Below are 16,869 nucleotides of genomic sequence, written 5' to 3' on the forward strand. Positions count from 1 at the left end.
CTTCCGGTGTCAGTGTGCCCGGTACGCGCACCGGTCTGCACGATTGTCCCTCGGTGTGTCGCCGTCCGGCCCGGTCAGGAGAGCTCGGCGAGCCGGGCCAGCAGCCGGTCGTGTACAGCGGCCGGGACCATCGTCGTGACGTCTCCACCCAGTCGCGCGATCTCTTTGATGAGCGAACTCGACAGGCTGCTGTGCACCGGGTCGGTTCCGAGGAACACCGTGTCCACGCCGGTGAGTCGCCGGTTCATCTGCGCCATCTGCACCTCGTAGTCGAAGTCGGCGGCGTTGCGCAGACCCTTGACGATGGCGGTGGCCCCGGACTCCGACGCGAAGTCGACGAGCAACCCCTGCCACGTCGCGACACGCACACCCTGCAGATGGGTGGTGGCCTGCGCCAGCATCTCGACCCGTTCGTCGACGGTGAAGAGACCGCTCTTGTTGGGGTTCACCACCACCGTGACGATGACCTCGTCGAATTGCGTTGCGACGCGCGAGATCACGTCGAGATGACCGTTGTGGATCGGATCGAAGGATCCCGGGACCAGGGCGCGGCTCATGGTGGGTGAACGTATCAGCTTCCCTGTGCGGGGTGCTCGATCTACGCGACCTCGAACCGGGCCATGTCGATGCGAGCCTCGCCGTAGCGCTTGGCCTTCAGCTCGACGAGCCCGGCGGGCCACACCGTCGCGGGCGAGCGCGAGGACCGCTCGACGACCACGAGGGCGTCCTCGGCCAGCCACTCGCCGTCGACGAGTCGGTCCAACACCGAGGACACGGCACTGTCCGACACGGAGTAGGGAGGATCGGCGAGCACGAGGTCGTAGCGGCGCTCGGGCGTCCCGCCGACGACGGCCGCGACGGGCGCGGTCCGCACCTGCGCTCCCGGTAGTCCCACGGACTCGATGTTCCGGGCGACCACGGCCGCCGCGCGCGCGTCGTTCTCGACGAGGAGGACGTGTTCGGCTCCGCGCGAGAGCGCTTCGAGGCCGAGGGCGCCCGACCCCGCGTAGAGGTCCAGCACCGACGCACCGTCGAGGTACATCCGGCTCTCGAGCGCACTGAAGAGCGCCTCCCGGACCCGGTCGGCGGTGGGTCTGGTGCCGTGGGACGGCACGACGAGCGAACGCCCGCCGGCCGTCCCGGCCACGATCCTGGTCACTGCGTGAACCCTGTCAGGAGCGGTCGGTGGTGTCGCCGACGGCGATGACGCAGATCAGATCTCCGCCCTCGACCTGCGCGACACCGGACAGAGCCAGACGGGTGACAGTGCCCGCCCGCGGTGCGGTGACCGCCGCCTCCATCTTCATCGCCTCGATCGTCGCGACGGTCTCCCCCGCCGACACCGACTGCCCCACCTCTGCGGTCAACGTCACCACACCCGCGAACGGCGCCGCCAGATGTGACGGATCGTCCCGATCCGCCTTCTCCGTCGTCGGCGCATCCGCCGAGATCGACCGATCCCGCACCGACACCGGCCGCAACTGACCGTTCAGGATGCACATCACCGTCCGCATCCCCGCCTCGTCCGGCTCCGAGATCGCCTCCAACCCGATCAGCAGATCCACACCCTTCTCCAGCCGCACCCGATGCTCATCGCCCTGACGCAACCCGTAGAAGAACTGATTCGCCGACAACCCCGAGGTGTCCCCGTACTTCTCCCGATGCTCCGCCAACTCCTTCGCCGGCCCCGGGAACAACAGATGATTGAGACGATCACGCCGCTCCGCCGACGTGCCCGAGAGCAGCACCTCGTCCTGCGTCGTCAACGTCGCCTCCCCACGCCCGGCGCCGCGCCCCGCCAACGCGGTCGTGCGGAACGGCTCCGGCCACCCACCGGCCGGGGTGCCCAGATCGCCGCGCAGGAACCCGATCACCGAATCGGGAATGTCGAACTTCCCCGGATCCGCCGCGAAGTCCTCCATCGACACCCCCGCCCCCACCAGGTGCAACGCCAGATCGCCCACCACCTTCGACGACGGCGTCACCTTGATCAACCGGCCCAACAACCGGTCCGCATCCGCGTACGCCTTCTCCACGTCCTCGAACCGATCCCCCAGACCCAACGCGATGGCCTGCTGACGCAGATTCGACAGCTGCCCCCCCGGAATCTCGTGCGTGTAGACCCGGCCGGTCGGGGCCGGGAGCCCGGACTCGAACGGGGCGTACACCTTTCGGATCGCCTCCCAGTACGGCTCCAGATCGCACACCGCCGCCAGATCCAACCCGGTGTCCCGCTCGGTGTGCGCCGCCGCCGCCACGATCGCCGACAACGCCGGCTGACTGGTCGTGCCCGCCATCGACGCCGACGCCCCGTCCACGGCATCCGCACCGGCCTGCCACGCCGCCAGATACGTCGCCAACTGACCACCCGGGGTGTCGTGGGTGTGCACGTGCACCGGCAGGTCGAAATTCTTCCGCAGCGCCGTCACCAACGTCGTCGCCGCCGGCGCCCGCAGAAGCCCCGCCATGTCCTTGATCGCCAACACGTGCGCTCCGGCGTCGACGATCTGCTCCGCCAACCGCAGGTAGTAGTCCAGCGTGTAGAGCTTCTCGTCGGGATTCGACAGATCACCGGTGTACGACATCGCCACCTCGGCGATCGTCGTGCCGGTCTCACGGACAGCGTCGATCGCCGGGCGCATCTGATCGACATTGTTCAGCGCGTCGAAGATGCGGAAGATGTCCACACCCGTCGCCGCCGCCTCCTGAACGAACGCTGTCGTCACCCGCTCCGGGTACGGGGTGTAGCCGACGGTGTTGCGACCGCGCAGCAACATCTGCAGGGCGATGTTCGGCACCGCCTCCCGCAGCGCCGCCAACCGCTCCCACGGATCCTCGTGCAGGAACCGCAACGCCACGTCGTACGTCGCACCGCCCCAGCACTCGATGGACAACAGTTCGGGTGTGGTCCGCGCGACGTAGGGGGCGACCATCAGCAGTCCCGAGGTCCGCACGCGCGTGGCCAACAACGACTGGTGGGCGTCGCGGAACGTGGTGTCGGTGACGCCCAACGCCTTTCGCTGACGCAAGTCGCGGGCGAAGCCCTCGGGACCGAGTTCGAGCAGCCGCTGCCGAGACCCGTCGCGCGGCGCGACGGACAGATCGATGTCGGGCAGCTTGTCCTGTGGGTACACCGTGCTCGGACGCTCGCCATGAGGCTTGTTCACCGTCACGTCCGCGAGGTAGGTCAGGATCTTGGTACCGCGATCGCCGGACGACCGCGCCGTCAACAGCTCGGGTCGCTCCTCGATGAACGACGTCGTGACGTTGCCCGCACGGAAGTCCTCGTCCTGCAGAAGCCCCTGCAGGAAACCGATGTTGGTGGACACACCGCGGATGCGGAACTCCGCCAACGCCCGTCGCGACCGCGCCACCGCGTCCTCGAACGTGCGTCCACGACAGGTCAGCTTCACCAGCATCGAATCGAAGTACGCCGACACCTCCGCACCCAACGTCGTCCCACCGTCGAGACGGATACCCGCACCACCCGGGGTGCGGTACGCGGTGATACGGCCCGTGTCCGGGCGGAACCCGTTCGCCGGATCCTCCGTCGTGATGCGGCACTGCATCGCCGCACCCCTGATCCGGATGTCCTCCTGCCGCAACCCCAGATCCGCCAGCGACTCCCCCGAGGCGATCCGCAACTGCGACTGCACCAGATCCACATCGGTGATCTCCTCGGTCACCGTGTGCTCGACCTGGATCCGCGGGTTCATCTCGATGAACACGTGATTGCCGTCCCGGTCCACCAGGAACTCCACCGTGCCTGCACACGAGTACCCGATCTTCCGCGCGAACGCCACAGCGTCACTGCACAACCGGGCCCGCAGCTCGTCCGAGATGTTCGGCGCCGGTGCGAGCTCCACCACCTTCTGGTGACGCCGCTGCACCGAGCAGTCCCGCTCGAAGAGATGGATCACATCGCCGTGGGTGTCCGCGAGAATCTGCACCTCGATGTGGCGCGGCTCGACCACCGCCTGCTCCAGGAACACCGTCGCATCACCGAACGCCGACTCCGCCTCCCGCGCCGCCGCCTCGATCGCCGCGCGCAACCCCGACGGCTCCGCCACCCGCCGCATGCCGCGGCCACCGCCGCCCGCGACCGCTTTGACGAACACCGGGAACGTCATCGACTCCGACGCCGCCACCAACGCATCGACGTCCGTCGACGGCTCCGACGACGCCAACACCGGTAACCCGGCATCCTTCGCCGCCGCGATCGCCCGCGCCTTGTTGCCCGTCAGCTCGAGCACCTCCGCCGACGGACCCACGAACGTGATCCCCGCCGCCGCACACGCCGCCGCCAACTCCGGATTCTCCGACAGGAACCCGTACCCCGGATAGATCGCGTCCGCACCCGCACGCACCGCCGCATCGACGATCAGATCCACCGACAGGTAGTTGCGCACCGGATGCCCCGGCTCACCGATCTCGTACGCCTCGTCGGCCTTCGTCCGATGCACAGAATTGCGGTCCTCGAACGGGAACACCGCCACCGTCTGCGCCTCGAGTTCGTACGCCGCGCGGAACGCACGGATCGCGATCTCGCCGCGATTGGCCACCAGCACCTTGGAGAACATTCCGGTCAACCTACCTTCAGTACGGGCGAGACGGAGCTATGACTTGTCCAGATATGAGACACGGGTGACATCGACCGCGGACCGCATCATCGCCGCGAGCCCGGGGTGCTCCACGAGCCCCGGGTCTCGATCGACGACGTCGCGGGCGAAGGTCTGGGCCGCGGTGATGATGTCGAGGTGATCGAGGAGCGACAGCAGTCGCAGGGTCGTCGTGGTGCCCGACTGCGCTGCGCCCAACACGTCGCCCTCCCGTCGTTGCCGTAGATCGAGAACGGCGAGCTCGAACCCGTCGGTGGTCGCCGCGACGGCGTCGAGCCTCGCGTAGGTGGGTGTGCCCGGCGCGAGTTCGGTCAGCAGGATGCACAGACCCTGGTGGCCGCCACGACCGATGCGGCCACGCAGCTGGTGCAACTGACTCACACCGAAGCGATCGGCGTCCACGATGACCATGACCGTGGCGTTGGGGACGTCCACACCGACCTCCACCACGGTGGTGCAGACGAGGACGTCGATGTCGCCGTCGTTGAACGCGGACATCACCTCGTCCTTCTCCTCCGTGGGCAGCCGCCCGTGCAGCAACCCCACGCGCAGGTTCGCCAGAGCGCCGGCGCTCAAGGACTCGTACACGTCGACCGCCGACGCGGTGTCCGGAGTGTCCTTGCCCAGATCCTCGGGCTTCTCGTCGCCGATCCGCGAACACACCACGTACGCCTGGCGGCCGGCGGCCACCTCCTCGGAGATCCGGCTCCACGCTCGCTCGACCCAGGCGGGCCGGTGCTGGGCGGGAACGACCGAGGTGCGGATGGGCGCGCGTCCGCGGGGAAGCTCACGCAGCGTGGACGTCTCGAGATCGCCCAGCGTGGTCATGGCGATCGTCCGCGGAATGGGTGTGGCCGTCATGACCAGCAGGTGCGGGCTGACACCCTCTCTCGCCTTCGCGCGCAACGCGTCTCGCTGCTCGACTCCGAAGCGGTGCTGCTCGTCGACCACCACCATCCCGAGGTCGAAGAACGACACCGTGCTCTGGATGAGCGCGTGAGTGCCGATGACGATGCCTGCGTCTCCGGTCACGATCGACAACAGCGCGGCTCGTTTCGCGGCCGTCGACATCGATCCGGTCAACAGCACCACTCGGGTGGCGCGGTCGGGCGCACCCAGTTCCCCGGCCGTCGCGAGCGCACCGAGTTGCCGCGTGATCGACCGGTGATGCTGCGTGGCGAGCACCTCGGTGGGTGCCAGCAACGCGCACTGCAGTCCCGCGTCCACCACCTGCAACATGGCGCGCAGAGCGACGATCGTCTTGCCCGATCCCACCTCACCCTGCAGGAGTCGGCTCATCGGCCGAGTGCGGGAGAGGTCGCTCTCGATCTCCTCGGCGACCTCTTTCTGCCCGTCGGTCAATTCGAACGGCAGCACCTCGTCGAAGGCGGCGGCGACACCGTCGGTCGCACGCGGGCAGGCCGGCGCCGTGCGCACGGCCACCGAGTGGCGCCGTTCGGCGAGCACCAACTGCAGCGCCGTCGCCTCGTCGAAGCGCAGACGGTAGCGAGCGTTCTCGATGTCGTCCTCGGACTCCGGGAAGTGCACGACCCGCAGTGCGTCGTCGAGGCTCATCAGTGCGTGCTCGGCGCGCACCGTCTCGGGCAGCGGATCCTCGACGGGATCGAGCTGGTCCAGGACCTGACGCACGCAGCGCAGGAAGGTCCAGCTCTCGACCTCCCGCGTCGCCGCGTACATGGGAAGGAACGGAAGCGACAGCATGGACATGTTCACCGCACCGGAACTGTCCGTGGCGCCGCGAGCCATGCCGGCGAGCTCGCCGCCGCCGTGCGGGCGCCCCACCAGGTCGTCCTCGTCGCCCTCGAGCATCAGGTAGCCGGGGTGGTTCAGCGACCACGACGTCCGGAACCACTTGACCGTGCCCGAGAACATCGCGCGCGACCCCACGGTGATGTTGTGACGCACCTTGTGCCCGTTGAAGAAGGTGGCGGAGACGTTCTGACCGTCGCACGTGAGCACGACCTTGAGCATGTGGCCCTTGCGCGCCTTCATGGGCACGAGGTCCGCCTTGGACACCGTCCCCACGACGGTGATGCGTTCACCGTCGTCCGGGTCCTTGCGGGCCAGCTCCTGGCCCTGTGTCACATACCGGAAGGGGTAGTGGCGCAGCAGGTCCTCCACCGTGACGAGACCGAACGCCGTCTCGAGCGGATCGGCGGCCCTGCGACCCAGTACGTGGTCGAGCCGGTCACCGAGCTGAACCACCGCACTGCTCCCGTCCTGATGCTGCTGCCACCTGTGCGACCATTCCACCAGGCACCTGCGACATCGGCGCGTGCGGGCCGGTTTGGACTCGGGGCACCCGAGCGGCTAGTCTTGCAGGGTTGCGTCTGACGCGTCCGGCATGCCCGGAGGTGCCGGGCGCAGTCGTACGAAGATCTTGCCCCACACCGGTCACGGTTCGAATCGTGTCCCGGTCTCACCTCGAATACCAAGGAGTTCGCGACTATGGCTGCCGTCTGCGACGTATGCGCCAAGGGACCCGGCTTCGGTAAGTCGGTTTCGCACTCGCACCGCCGTACCAACCGTCGCTGGAACCCCAACATCCAGACCGTCCGCGCGCAGGTCGCGCCGGGTAACTCTCGTCGGCTCAATGTGTGCACCTCGTGCCTCAAGGCCGGCAAGGTGGTCCGGGGCTGACGTTCCCGCACGAAATTTCCACGGCAGGGCCCCGATACCTCGGTATCGGGGCCTCTGTCGTCTCCGGGGGCTCTGCCGTTTCCGGAGCCGAGCAGTCCTGGTCTAAGTTCGAACGATGACCGAATCAGTCGACTCCCCGGCCACGTCCCCCGTCACCGTGGAGGACGGTGTCCTGTACGTACGGGTGGCGACGCCCCGCGGCGGCAACGTGCTGAACGGCGAGGCGATGGCCGCAGGCGCTGCGGCGCTGTCCGATCTCGACGAGTCCGTGGGCGCCGTCCTGCTAGTCGGCGCCGAGTCCAACTTCTGTGCCGGCGGCGACGTGCGCGCCTTCCACGGGGCGCCCGACAGAAGTGCGTTCGTCCGGCAACTCGCCGACACCTTCCACGGCTTCGTCCGCGCGCTCACCTCGGTGCCGGTCCCCGTCGTGGCGGGTGTACCGGGCTGGGCAGCGGGCGCGGGCATGTCGCTCGTGTGTCACGCCGACATCGTGATCGGCGGTCGATCCACCCGTCTCCGTCCCGCGTATCCAGCGCTCGGCTTCACTCCGGACGGCGGTCTGACATGGGCGCTCCCCCGCATCGTCGGCACCCGCCGCGCACGCGACATCCTGCTCGCCGACGGCGTTCTCGGCTCGGACGAGGCATACCGCCTGGGTCTGCTCACACGGTTGGTCGGCGACGACGTCATCGCGTCGGAGGCCGAGCGGGTGGCCCGCTCTCTCGCCGCCGGGCCCACCGAGGTGTCCCGTGCGACCAAGCGGTTACTGCTCGCCTCGGACTCCGCGACGCTGTCCGATCAGCTCGACGCCGAGACCGACTCGATTGCTCACCAGGCGTCCACCGCGGACGGCATCGAGGGTGTCGACGCCTTCGTGGAGAAGCGCCGGCCGTCCTTCGGCCACTGACGGCCGCCTCAGTCCAGACGCCAGTCGACGGGTTCCTCGCCCAGCGTCGCCAGGTGGTCGTTGACGGTGCTGAAGGGCCGTGACCCGAAGAACCCTCGCGACGCGGACAGCGGTGAGGGATGGACGGACTCGACCGTGGGCGTGGAACCGAGCAGCGGTGTGGCCGTCGCGGCGTCGCGTCCCCAGAGGACCGCGACCAGGGAGCGGCCGGGGCGGTTCACCAGAGCGGTGATGGCCTGCGCCGTCACCGCTTCCCAGCCCTTGCGCCGGTGAGACGCCGCCTTGCCCGGTTCCACCGTGAGAACACGGTTCAGCAGGAGCACACCGCGATCGGCCCACGGCGACAGATCACCGGTGGTGGGTGTCGGCAGGCCGAGATCAGCGCTGTACTCGGTGAAGATGTTCGCAAGGCTGCGCGGGACCGGACGCACGTCGGGTGCGACCGAGAAGCTCAGTCCCACAGCGTGTCCCGGCGTCGGGTAGGGATCTTGTCCCAGCACCAGCACACGCACCTCCTCGAACGGGCGACTGAAGGCGCGCAGCACGTCCTCCCCGGCGGGCAGGTAGCCTCGCCCGGCCGCGTTCTCGGCGCGCAGGAAGTCGCCCATGCGGGCGATGTCGGCGGCCACCGGACCGAGCGCGGACGCCCACCCGGGATCCGCGACGGGCGCCGTCACGAGAGCACGCGCAGCGCGCCGCGGTAGTACTCCGCATTGGCCCTGTACATCGCGACGTTGACGTCCACGTGCCCCTCCTCCACCTCGTGGCCCTCGCGGACCTTGGCCGGGACACCCAGTGCCATCCGGCGTTCGGGCACGACGGCGTCGAAGGGGACCACGGCGCCGGCACCGACGATCGCACCGGACCCGATGGACGCGCCGTTGAGGACGACGGAGCCCGACGCAATGAGGCACGCGTCCCCGATGATCGCCCCCTCGACGTGCGCGTTGTGCCCGACGACGCACCCGGCACCGATCACGGTCGGATGGATCGGCGTGCAGTGCACGACGGTGCCGTCCTGAATGTTCGTGTCCTGCCCCACGGTGATGGTCCCGTAGTCGCCGCGCAACACCGCACCGGGCCACACCGACACTCCCGCACCGAGTGTCACCGCACCGATGACGACGGCATCGGGGTGCACGTAGGCGGTGGGATGAATATCGGGTTCGCGGTCACCGAGTGCGTAGACGGTCATGGCTCCAGCATGTCATCCGGTCAGATCCTTCACCATGCACACCGACTGCTCCTCGTGCCGGTAGAGACCGAACTTCGGTACGAGCGGGCGATACCCGCTCGAGGTGTACAGGCCGATCGCCTCGGGTTGACGCAGTCCGGTCTCGAGGACCAGTCGTAGCCGGCCCGCGTCGCGGGCGGTGTCCTCGATCGTCCGCAGCAGGGCGCGCGCGACGCCCGCGCCTCGCGCCTCGGTGCGGACGTACATGCGCTTGATCTCCGCATCGCCGGCGCGCAGTCCCTCCGCCTCGGGTCCTCCGTGCTCGTGGGTCCGCCACCCACCCATACCGACGACGGCGCCGTCCAGGACGGCCTGCAGCATCACGCCGTGCGGCGTCAGGAATTCTCGGACGTCGAGCGGCGTCTCGTCGGGGCCGCCGTAGCGTCGCACGTACTCCTGCTGGACCTCGTCGATCATCGCGACCACGTCCGGGTCGTCGAGCCGAGTGGTCGTGATCGTCAGAAGCTCGTCCATGCCGCAGGTCCTTCCCATCGCACACCGTCCACCGTGACTCCTGTTCCCGCACTCACGGATCCGATCCGGCGCCAGCCGGTCGGCACGTCGTCGGAGGCGAAGGTCGCGAGCAGCACGTGGTCCTCACCGCCGCCGAGCGCCCAGTGCAGCGGGTCGACGCCGAGTTCGATGCCGGCCTGCACCACGTCCTCGGGGATCTCCATGTCGGCCGCCGAGATGTCGAGCCGCACAGCGGACATCGCCGACAGATGTCCCGCGTCGCCGATCACGCCGTCGGACACGTCGCACATCGACGACGCTCCCGCGCGCGCCGCGGCCGGACCGTCGGCGGGATCGGGCGTCGGGACGCGGTGTGCGGCCAGCAGATCCGGGTAGGTGGCCGAGCCCGCCTCGTACAGTGCCCACCCGGCAGCGGACCGGCCGGTGGGTCCGGACAGTGCGAGGACGTCGCCCGGCCGCGCACCGGACCGCAGCACCGGGGGACGACCCTCGAGGTCACCCAGCGCGGTGATCGACAACACCAGCCGGTCGCCACCCGTGACGTCTCCGCCGACTATCGACGCGCCGACACGCGTCGCCTCCGCCCACAGGCCCGCGGTGAGCGCGTCCACGTCCGACACCGCGGTGGTCGACGGGCACGACATCGAGACGAGGAACCCCGTGCACCGCGCGCCCATCGCGGCGATGTCCGCGGCGTTCTGCGCGATGGCCTTTCGGCCGACGTCGTGATGACTCGACCAGTCGAGTCGGAAGTGTCGGCCCTCCACCAACATGTCGGTCGTGACGACGACGCGGGAATCGGGGGCGGCGATCACCGCCGCGTCGTCCCCCGGACCGATCGCGACCGACGGAGGGTGGATACGGCCGGCCGTCGCGCGGCCGATGAGTGCGAACTCACCGAGGTCCCCCACCGTCCCGGTCGCGGGATCGTCGGCCTGTGACACAGAACTCCTCCATCACCGTCGTGGATCACCGTCGTGCAGCATCCCACGGGTCCTCGTCGTCGTCACGCATCCGGGCCCCCGCCGGGGCGCGGGTAACGTTTCCGCCGAGACCGTTCGACACGAGGGAGCACGATGACGCAGGACGAACCGACCGCGACGGACGAGTCGGCGACGGGTCTGCATCCCGCTCTGATCGCCACCGCGATCGCCCTCCCCGTCGCACTCGTCGTCGGCATCATCGTCGCGGCGGTCATGGCGAACAGAACTCCCGTCCGCGAGCCCGTCGCCCTCGGCGCGGTTCCCTCACCGCTCGCCGAGAGCACCGAGTGCGCGACGCTGCTCGGCGCACTTCCGGAGACGTTCGACTCGTTCACCCGCGCCGAGCTGGCCGATCCCGCGCCCGTGGGTGCGGCCGCCTGGCAGTCCGAGGACGTCACCGACCCCATCGTGCTGCGGTGCGGGCTCGAGCGTCCGGCGGAGTTCGATCAGGCCGCCGCTCTCGACGTCGTCGACGGCGTGCAGTGGTTCCGGGTGTCGGGTGCGGATCAGGGCCTCGCCGCGAGCACCTGGTTCGTCGTCGACCGGGGCGTGTACGCCGCGGCCACCATCCCCGACGGCACGGGCCCCACCCCGATCCAGGCCCTGTCGGCCGCGGTGTCGGGCGCTCTCCCGCAGACGCCGCTGGACCCCGCTCCGATCAATTGACCCGGTGGGGCCGACCTCTCACCGCAGTCCGGTCCCCCGTGCCAGGGCGGTGTCGACGAGGGTGCCGACGAGCTCCGAGTAGCCGACGCCCGTCGCCTCCCACATCCGCGGGTACATCGAGATGGCCGTGAAGCCGGGCATCGTGTTGATCTCGTTGATCACCGGACCGTCGTCGGTCACGAAGAAGTCGACGCGCGCGAGGCCTTGCAGATCCAGCGCAGCAAAGGCACGGACCGCGATCTCCCGCAGCACCGTCGAGACGTCGTCGTCCAGCAGAGCGGGGATGTCGAACTCGACCACGTCGTCGAGATACTTGCTGTCGAAGTCGTAGAACGTCGCACCACCGGCCGACGCCGGGGCCTCGTCCATGCGGATCTCGGCGACGACGCTGGCGCGGACGGAGCCGTCCGGCATCTCCAGGACACCGCACTCCACCTCGCGGCCGACGATGCCGGCCTCGATCACGACCTTCGGATCATGTTCTCGCGCAACGGCCACCGCGTGTTCCAGCTCGTCCCAGTCGACGATGCGCGTGATGCCGATCGACGACCCGCCGCGGGCCGGCTTCACGAACGCGGGGAGACCGATGACGTCGCGCTCGTCCGCGGTCAGAGTCTTGCGATCGCGGCGCAGGACGACCTGGCGGCCGACGGGAAGGCCTTCGGCCGCGAGCAGCTTCTTGGTGAACTCCTTGTCCATCGCCGCGGCGCTCGCGAGGACTCCCGGTCCCACATATGGGATCCCGGCGACCTCGAACAGCCCCTGGACCGTGCCGTCCTCGCCGTAGGCACCGTGCAGCACCGGGAAGACGACGTCGACCGCACCGATGTCCTCGGCCGTCCCGTCGACGGAGCGCGTGAGACGGCCGGGGTTCTCCGGATCGACACCGAGAGCGAGCGGAACACCCTCACCGGCGACCGACGGGAGAACGCGATCGCGGATCTGCAACTCCGTCGGGTCTGCGGTGCCCTCGACCCACGTTCCGGCGCGCGTGATCCCGATGGGGATCACGTCGAAGCGGTCGGAATCGAGGTGACGCATGACGCTTCCCGCCGAGACGCAGGAGACGGAGTGTTCGTTGCTTCGACCGCCGTAGATCACGGCGACCTTGATGGGATCGGTCACGTGAGCACCGTACCGGCGAACCCCGGACGAGGCGTGACGCGCACCGCCCCGGTTCACTCCGGCTTGTGACGACGCCCCAGGAGGCTGTGGACGGCGTCCGGAACGGAGAGGCCCTCGTGACAGACCCGGTGGACCGCGTCTGTGAGGGGCATCTCCACGTCGTAGGCCTCCGCGAGAGCTCGGATGGATGTGCACGACTTCACACCCTCGGCCACCTGACCGTGCGCCGCTTCCTGCGCACTCTCCAGCGAGCCACCCGAACCCAACCGCTCGCCGAACGTGCGATTACGCGAGAGCGGAGACGAGCACGTGGCGACGAGGTCACCCACCCCGGCGAGACCCGCGAGCGTCGACGGATTGGCGCCGAGCGCGACACCGAGACGGGTCACCTCGGCGAGACCGCGGGTGATGATGCTGGCGACCGAGTTCTCCCCGAAACCGATACCCGCCGCCATGCCGCACGCGAGGGCGATGACGTTCTTGCACGCACCGCCGATCTCGCACCCGATGACGTCGGAGTTCGTGTACGGGCGGAAGTAGCTGGTGGCACACGCCGACTGGAGCGCGATCGCGCGATTGGAGTCCGGGCAGGCGATGACCGTCGCGGTGGGTTGCTCGGTGGCGATCTCCTTGGCGAGATTCGGTCCCGACAACGTGCCGACGCGACTCGGGTCCGCACCGGTGACCTGACAGATCACCTGCGACATGCGCATGAGGGTCCCGGTCTCGATGCCCTTGGCGAGCGAGAGCAGGGTGACGTCCGACCCCATCAGCGGAGCCCACTCCGCCAGGTTGGCACGCAGGGCCTGCGAGGGCACCGCGAGGACGACGGTGCAGGCCCCGTCCAACGCCTCCGCGGCGTCGTGAGTCGCTCGAATGGCAGACGGCAGTGCGACTCCCGGAAGGTAGTCGTCGTTCCGGTGGTTCTCCTGGATGGACGTCGCGAGTTCCTCTCGACGTGCCCACATGGTCACGTCGGTGCCCGCGTCGGCGAGCACCTTCGCGAACGCGGTTCCCCACGAACCGGAACCGAGCACCGCTGCCTTGACCATGACCCAGCCTTTCCTCGATCGACACGAGGCCGTCGCCCGCTCGGCAGCCCTGGCGGCTCACAGTAGCGATGTCGGAGGCCTGCCGAACGAAGTCGGCGGTAATGACTGCTGGCAGGATCGACGGTCATGAGCACGCCCAGTCGACCTCCGACCGACACCGCCCCGCGGCGCGGTGTCCATCTCGTGCTCGCGGTGAAGAACCTCGTCGACGCGAAGAGCCGACTGTCCACGACCTTCCCCGGCGACGAACGAGCCGAACTCGTGCTGGCGATGTTGCGCGACACCGCGTCGGCCGCCGCAGCCGCGGACGTCGTCACCGGATGGTCGGTCGTCACGCCGGACGCTCGCGTCGCGAGCGTCGCGGTCGCCCTCGGCGGACACACGGTGTCCGAACCCGAGTCGGGTGCCGCCACCACCGTGGAGCGACTCAACCGCGCCCTGTCCGCAGCGGACGACGCGATCAGTGACGCCCACGGCGGCGACGTGATAGCCCTGCAGGCCGACCTCCCTGCCCTGCGCACCGCGGAACTGGTCGCGGCCTACGCCGCCGCTCCCCCGGACACCCGCTCGGTGGTGATCGATCACACCGGCACGGGAACGTCGGCCCTGATCGTGCGGGGTCGCCCCCGGCGTCTCGAACCACGGTTCGGTCCCGATTCGGCCTCGCGCCACGTCGATTCCGGAGCGTTCCCTCTCCTCGGCACCTGGCCGGGTCTGCGTCTGGACGTGGACACGGCGGACGACGTCCGCGCCGCCCTCGACCTGGGGGTCGGGCCGCACACAGCCGCGATGCTCGCCGAGCTGGGCTGGACCGCCGCGCGCTGACCGCGCCCGGGCGAGGCCCGTCGCGAATTCGCACGCGGTCGACTACTCGCGCCCGCCCCGCGTGGGGGATGATCGACGCGTGACCAACGAGGCGACCGAGAATCCGACCGACGCCCCTTCCCGTTCCGGGGCCCCCACGAGTTCCGCAGCACCCGGTGACGCCGTCGACGGTGAGTGGAGCGCGCCCTTGGCCAGCCGGGCACCCTCCGCACCCACGGCACCGCCGGCCGCGACATCGGACACCGCGGTGCCGGCGGACCTGCTCCCGGAAGACCGCTATCTCAACCGCGAGTTGAGTTGGCTCGACTTCAACTCACGGGTGCTGGCACTCGCGGAGGACTCGTCGCTTCCGCTGCTCGAGCGGGCCAAGTTCCTCGCCATCTTCGCCAGCAATCTCGACGAGTTCTACATGGTGCGGGTGGCCGGCCTCAAGCGCCGTGACGAGACCGGACTGTCCGTCCGCTCCGCCGACGGACTCTCCCCCCGTGAGCAGCTGGCGTTGATCGCCCGGCGCACCCAGGAGATCGCCGACCGTCACGCCCGCACCTTCATCGACCGCATCCTGCCGGAGCTGGCGAACGAGGGAATCTCGGTCATCCGGTGGTCGGAGGTCACCTCCGACGAGCGGACCCGTCTGACACGGTATTTCACCGAGCAGGTGTTCCCCGTCCTCACCCCGCTGGCCGTGGATCCCGCCCACCCGTTCCCGTACATCTCCGGCTTGAGTCTCAATCTCGCTGTGACGGTGAAGGACTCGACGACGGGCGGCGAGCACTTCGCCAGGGTGAAGGTACCGGACAACGTCGATCGGTTCGTGCAGTTGCACCGGGGCGACGTCGGCACCGTGCCGGCTTTCCTTCCCATGGAGGAGCTCATCGCGGCGCATCTCGACGTCCTGTTCCCGGGACTGCAGATCGTCGAGCACCACGCCTTCCGCATCACGCGCAACGCCGATTTCGAGGTGGAGGAGGATCGGGACGAGGACCTCCTGCAGGCCCTCGAGCGCGAACTCGCGCGCCGCCGATTCGGATCGCCCGTTCGCCTCGAGGTCGCGGACGACATGACCGATCACATGCTCAGCCTGTTGCTGCGCGAGTTGGACGTCGATCCGGGCGATGTCATCCAGGTACCGGGACTGCTCGACCTGTCGTGCCTCATGCAGCTCTACGGAGTCGACAAGCCTGTCCTGAAGGACGCACCGTTCGTGCCGGCGACGCACCCCGCCTTCGGTGAGCGCGAGACGCCCAAGTCGATCTTCTCCACGCTGCGGGACGGGGACGTGCTGCTGCATCACCCGTACGACTCGTTCTCCACCAGCGTGCAGCGCTTCATCGAGCAGGCGGCAGCCGATCCGCACGTGCTCGCCATCAAGCAGACCCTCTATCGGACGTCGGGCGACTCCCCCATCGTCAACGCGCTGATCGCCGCGGCGGAGGCCGGCAAGCAGGTCGTGACCCTCGTGGAGATCAAGGCGCGCTTCGACGAACAGGCCAACATCGCCTGGGCACGCAAACTGGAGCAGGCCGGCGTGCACGTGGTCTACGGGTTGGTCGGACTGAAGACCCACTGCAAGACGTGCCTCGTCGTCCGCCGCGAAGGCGACACCATTCGCCGGTACTGCCACATCGGCACCGGCAACTACAACCCCAAGACCGCCCGGCTCTACGAGGACGTGGGTCTCATCACGGCCGCCGACGAGATCGGCGCCGATCTCACCGACCTGTTCAACTCGCTCACCGGTTACTCGCGCAAGGAGCAGTACCGGAACCTCCTCGTCGCGCCGTTCGGTGTGCGGGCGGGAATCGTCGAGCGCATCGAGGCCGAGGTGCAGGCGCACAAGGACGGCGCGAACGCCCGAATCCGCCTGAAGGCCAACGCACTCGTCGACGAGCAGGTGATCGACGCGCTGTACTGGGCGTCCACCGAGGGCGTCCAGGTCGAGGTGGTCGTGCGCGGTATCTGTGCTCTCAAACCGGGCGTACCCGGTCTTAGCGAGAACATTCAGGTGCGGTCGATCCTCGGTCGGTTCCTCGAACACTCGCGTGTGTTGCACTTCGAGGCGATCGACGAGTTCTGGATCGGCAGCGCGGACATGATGCACCGCAACCTCGATCGACGCGTGGAGGTCATGGCTCAGGTGAAGGACCCGAAGCTGTCCGGTCAGCTGAACTCGATGCTCGACTCGGCCATGGACGTCACGACCCGCTGCTGGGTCCTGCAGTCCGACGGCGCCTGGACGGCGTCCCCCGCGAGCGGCGAGACGGTGCGGGATCACCAGGTGTCCCTCATGCGCCAGCGTCGCTACACCGGATCGTGAGGTGGG

At 68.9% G+C, this 16,869-nt stretch carries 15 protein-coding genes; 5 read left to right on the top strand and 10 right to left on the bottom strand.

The features are described 5' to 3' along the window. Positions 1 to 74 precede the first annotated feature (74 nt). The 4 genes from coaD to recG are packed head-to-tail and all read right to left on the bottom strand — an operon-like array spanning position 75 to position 6,845. Positions 75 to 557: a pantetheine-phosphate adenylyltransferase gene (gene coaD / locus JOE30_RS16435; protein ID WP_204867923.1), complete on the bottom strand. Its 483-nt coding sequence runs from the start codon at positions 555 to 557 to the stop codon at positions 75 to 77. A 41-nt stretch (positions 558 to 598) separates the two neighbouring features. Continuing rightward, positions 599 to 1,159, bottom strand: a complete 561-nt coding sequence (rsmD, locus tag JOE30_RS16440; protein WP_204867925.1) for a 16S rRNA (guanine(966)-N(2))-methyltransferase RsmD — start codon at positions 1,157 to 1,159, stop codon at positions 599 to 601. Between the two features lie 13 nt (positions 1,160 to 1,172). Further along, on the bottom strand, positions 1,173 to 4,580 hold the full coding sequence (locus JOE30_RS16445; RefSeq protein ID WP_204870479.1) for a pyruvate carboxylase: 3,408 nt from the start codon (positions 4,578 to 4,580) through the stop codon (positions 1,173 to 1,175). Positions 4,581 to 4,616: 36 nt separating this feature from the next. Further along, the gene (recG, locus tag JOE30_RS16450; protein WP_204867928.1) at positions 4,617 to 6,845 is read right to left on the bottom strand and encodes an ATP-dependent DNA helicase RecG; all 2,229 of its coding nucleotides are present in this window, start codon (positions 6,843 to 6,845) and stop codon (positions 4,617 to 4,619) included. Between the two features lie 243 nt (positions 6,846 to 7,088). On the opposite strand from recG, the gene rpmB reads away from it, so the two are divergent. Together rpmB and JOE30_RS16460 are read left to right on the top strand one after the other, a co-directional pair. Beyond that, a complete protein-coding gene (gene rpmB / locus JOE30_RS16455; RefSeq protein ID WP_042576517.1) occupies positions 7,089 to 7,280 on the top strand; it encodes a 50S ribosomal protein L28 in 192 nt (63 codons plus the stop codon). A gap of 115 nt (positions 7,281 to 7,395) precedes the next feature. Further along, positions 7,396 to 8,187 carry an enoyl-CoA hydratase/isomerase family protein gene (locus tag JOE30_RS16460; RefSeq protein WP_204867930.1) on the top strand — a complete coding sequence of 264 codons (792 nt, stop codon included), beginning with the start codon at positions 7,396 to 7,398 and terminating at the stop codon, positions 8,185 to 8,187. An 8-nt stretch (positions 8,188 to 8,195) separates the two neighbouring features. Here the strand turns inward: JOE30_RS16460 and JOE30_RS16465 are convergent, their stop codons facing one another. From JOE30_RS16465 to JOE30_RS16480, 4 genes are read right to left on the bottom strand one after another with little or no spacing between them, the layout of a single operon-like run. Next, positions 8,196 to 8,864 (bottom strand): uracil-DNA glycosylase, encoded by a 669-nt coding sequence (locus JOE30_RS16465; protein WP_204867932.1) that lies wholly within the window; start codon positions 8,862 to 8,864, stop codon positions 8,196 to 8,198. Continuing rightward, positions 8,861 to 9,382: a gamma carbonic anhydrase family protein gene (locus JOE30_RS16470; protein WP_204867934.1), complete on the bottom strand. Its 522-nt coding sequence runs from the start codon at positions 9,380 to 9,382 to the stop codon at positions 8,861 to 8,863. The genes JOE30_RS16465 and JOE30_RS16470 overlap by 4 nt, the downstream gene beginning before the upstream one ends. Before the next feature lie 12 nt (positions 9,383 to 9,394). Then, positions 9,395 to 9,895: a GNAT family N-acetyltransferase gene (locus JOE30_RS16475; protein ID WP_204867936.1), complete on the bottom strand. Its 501-nt coding sequence runs from the start codon at positions 9,893 to 9,895 to the stop codon at positions 9,395 to 9,397. Further along, on the bottom strand, positions 9,880 to 10,839 hold the full coding sequence (locus JOE30_RS16480; protein ID WP_307806206.1) for a thiamine-phosphate kinase: 960 nt from the start codon (positions 10,837 to 10,839) through the stop codon (positions 9,880 to 9,882). The genes JOE30_RS16475 and JOE30_RS16480 overlap by 16 nt, the downstream gene beginning before the upstream one ends. 132 nt (positions 10,840 to 10,971) lie before the next feature. Between JOE30_RS16480 and JOE30_RS16485 the strand changes: the two genes are divergently transcribed. Further along, positions 10,972 to 11,544 carry a DUF3515 domain-containing protein gene (locus tag JOE30_RS16485; protein WP_056445452.1) on the top strand — a complete coding sequence of 191 codons (573 nt, stop codon included), beginning with the start codon at positions 10,972 to 10,974 and terminating at the stop codon, positions 11,542 to 11,544. Positions 11,545 to 11,562: 18 nt separating this feature from the next. On the opposite strand, the gene JOE30_RS16490 is transcribed toward JOE30_RS16485, so the two are convergent. Together JOE30_RS16490 and JOE30_RS16495 are read right to left on the bottom strand one after the other, a co-directional pair. Then, positions 11,563 to 12,669, bottom strand: coding sequence for a D-alanine--D-alanine ligase family protein (locus JOE30_RS16490; RefSeq protein WP_204867938.1), 1,107 nt, complete (start codon positions 12,667 to 12,669; stop codon positions 11,563 to 11,565). 53 nt (positions 12,670 to 12,722) lie between these two features. Next, complete coding sequence (locus JOE30_RS16495) at positions 12,723 to 13,721, bottom strand: NAD(P)H-dependent glycerol-3-phosphate dehydrogenase (protein ID WP_204867940.1); 999 nt, start codon at positions 13,719 to 13,721, stop codon at positions 12,723 to 12,725. A gap of 126 nt (positions 13,722 to 13,847) precedes the next feature. On the opposite strand from JOE30_RS16495, the gene cofC reads away from it, so the two are divergent. Continuing rightward, positions 13,848 to 14,546, top strand: coding sequence for a 2-phospho-L-lactate guanylyltransferase (cofC, locus tag JOE30_RS16500; RefSeq protein ID WP_204867942.1), 699 nt, complete (start codon positions 13,848 to 13,850; stop codon positions 14,544 to 14,546). A gap of 187 nt (positions 14,547 to 14,733) precedes the next feature. Continuing rightward, positions 14,734 to 16,863, top strand: a complete 2,130-nt coding sequence (locus tag JOE30_RS16505; RefSeq protein WP_239532912.1) for an RNA degradosome polyphosphate kinase — start codon at positions 14,734 to 14,736, stop codon at positions 16,861 to 16,863. The last annotated feature ends 6 nt before the right edge of the window (positions 16,864 to 16,869 follow it).

Origin of the sequence: Rhodococcus sp. PvP016 (genome assembly GCF_017832185.1) — a bacterium.
In the GTDB taxonomy this organism is placed as follows: domain Bacteria; phylum Actinomycetota; class Actinomycetes; order Mycobacteriales; family Mycobacteriaceae; genus Rhodococcoides.

Coding starts and splice junctions, on each gene's coding strand:
- coaD (WP_204867923.1), bottom strand. CDS start 557: ATGAGCCGCGCCCTGGTCCCGGGATCCTTCGATCCGATCCACAACGGT.
- JOE30_RS16495 (WP_204867940.1), bottom strand. CDS start 13,721: ATGGTCAAGGCAGCGGTGCTCGGTTCCGGTTCGTGGGGAACCGCGTTC.
- JOE30_RS16460 (WP_204867930.1), top strand. CDS start 7,396: ATGACCGAATCAGTCGACTCCCCGGCCACGTCCCCCGTCACCGTGGAG.
- cofC (WP_204867942.1), top strand. CDS start 13,848: ATGAGCACGCCCAGTCGACCTCCGACCGACACCGCCCCGCGGCGCGGT.
- JOE30_RS16475 (WP_204867936.1), bottom strand. CDS start 9,895: ATGGACGAGCTTCTGACGATCACGACCACTCGGCTCGACGACCCGGAC.
- JOE30_RS16485 (WP_056445452.1), top strand. CDS start 10,972: ATGACGCAGGACGAACCGACCGCGACGGACGAGTCGGCGACGGGTCTG.
- rpmB (WP_042576517.1), top strand. CDS start 7,089: ATGGCTGCCGTCTGCGACGTATGCGCCAAGGGACCCGGCTTCGGTAAG.
- JOE30_RS16470 (WP_204867934.1), bottom strand. CDS start 9,382: ATGACCGTCTACGCACTCGGTGACCGCGAACCCGATATTCATCCCACC.
- JOE30_RS16445 (WP_204870479.1), bottom strand. CDS start 4,580: ATGTTCTCCAAGGTGCTGGTGGCCAATCGCGGCGAGATCGCGATCCGT.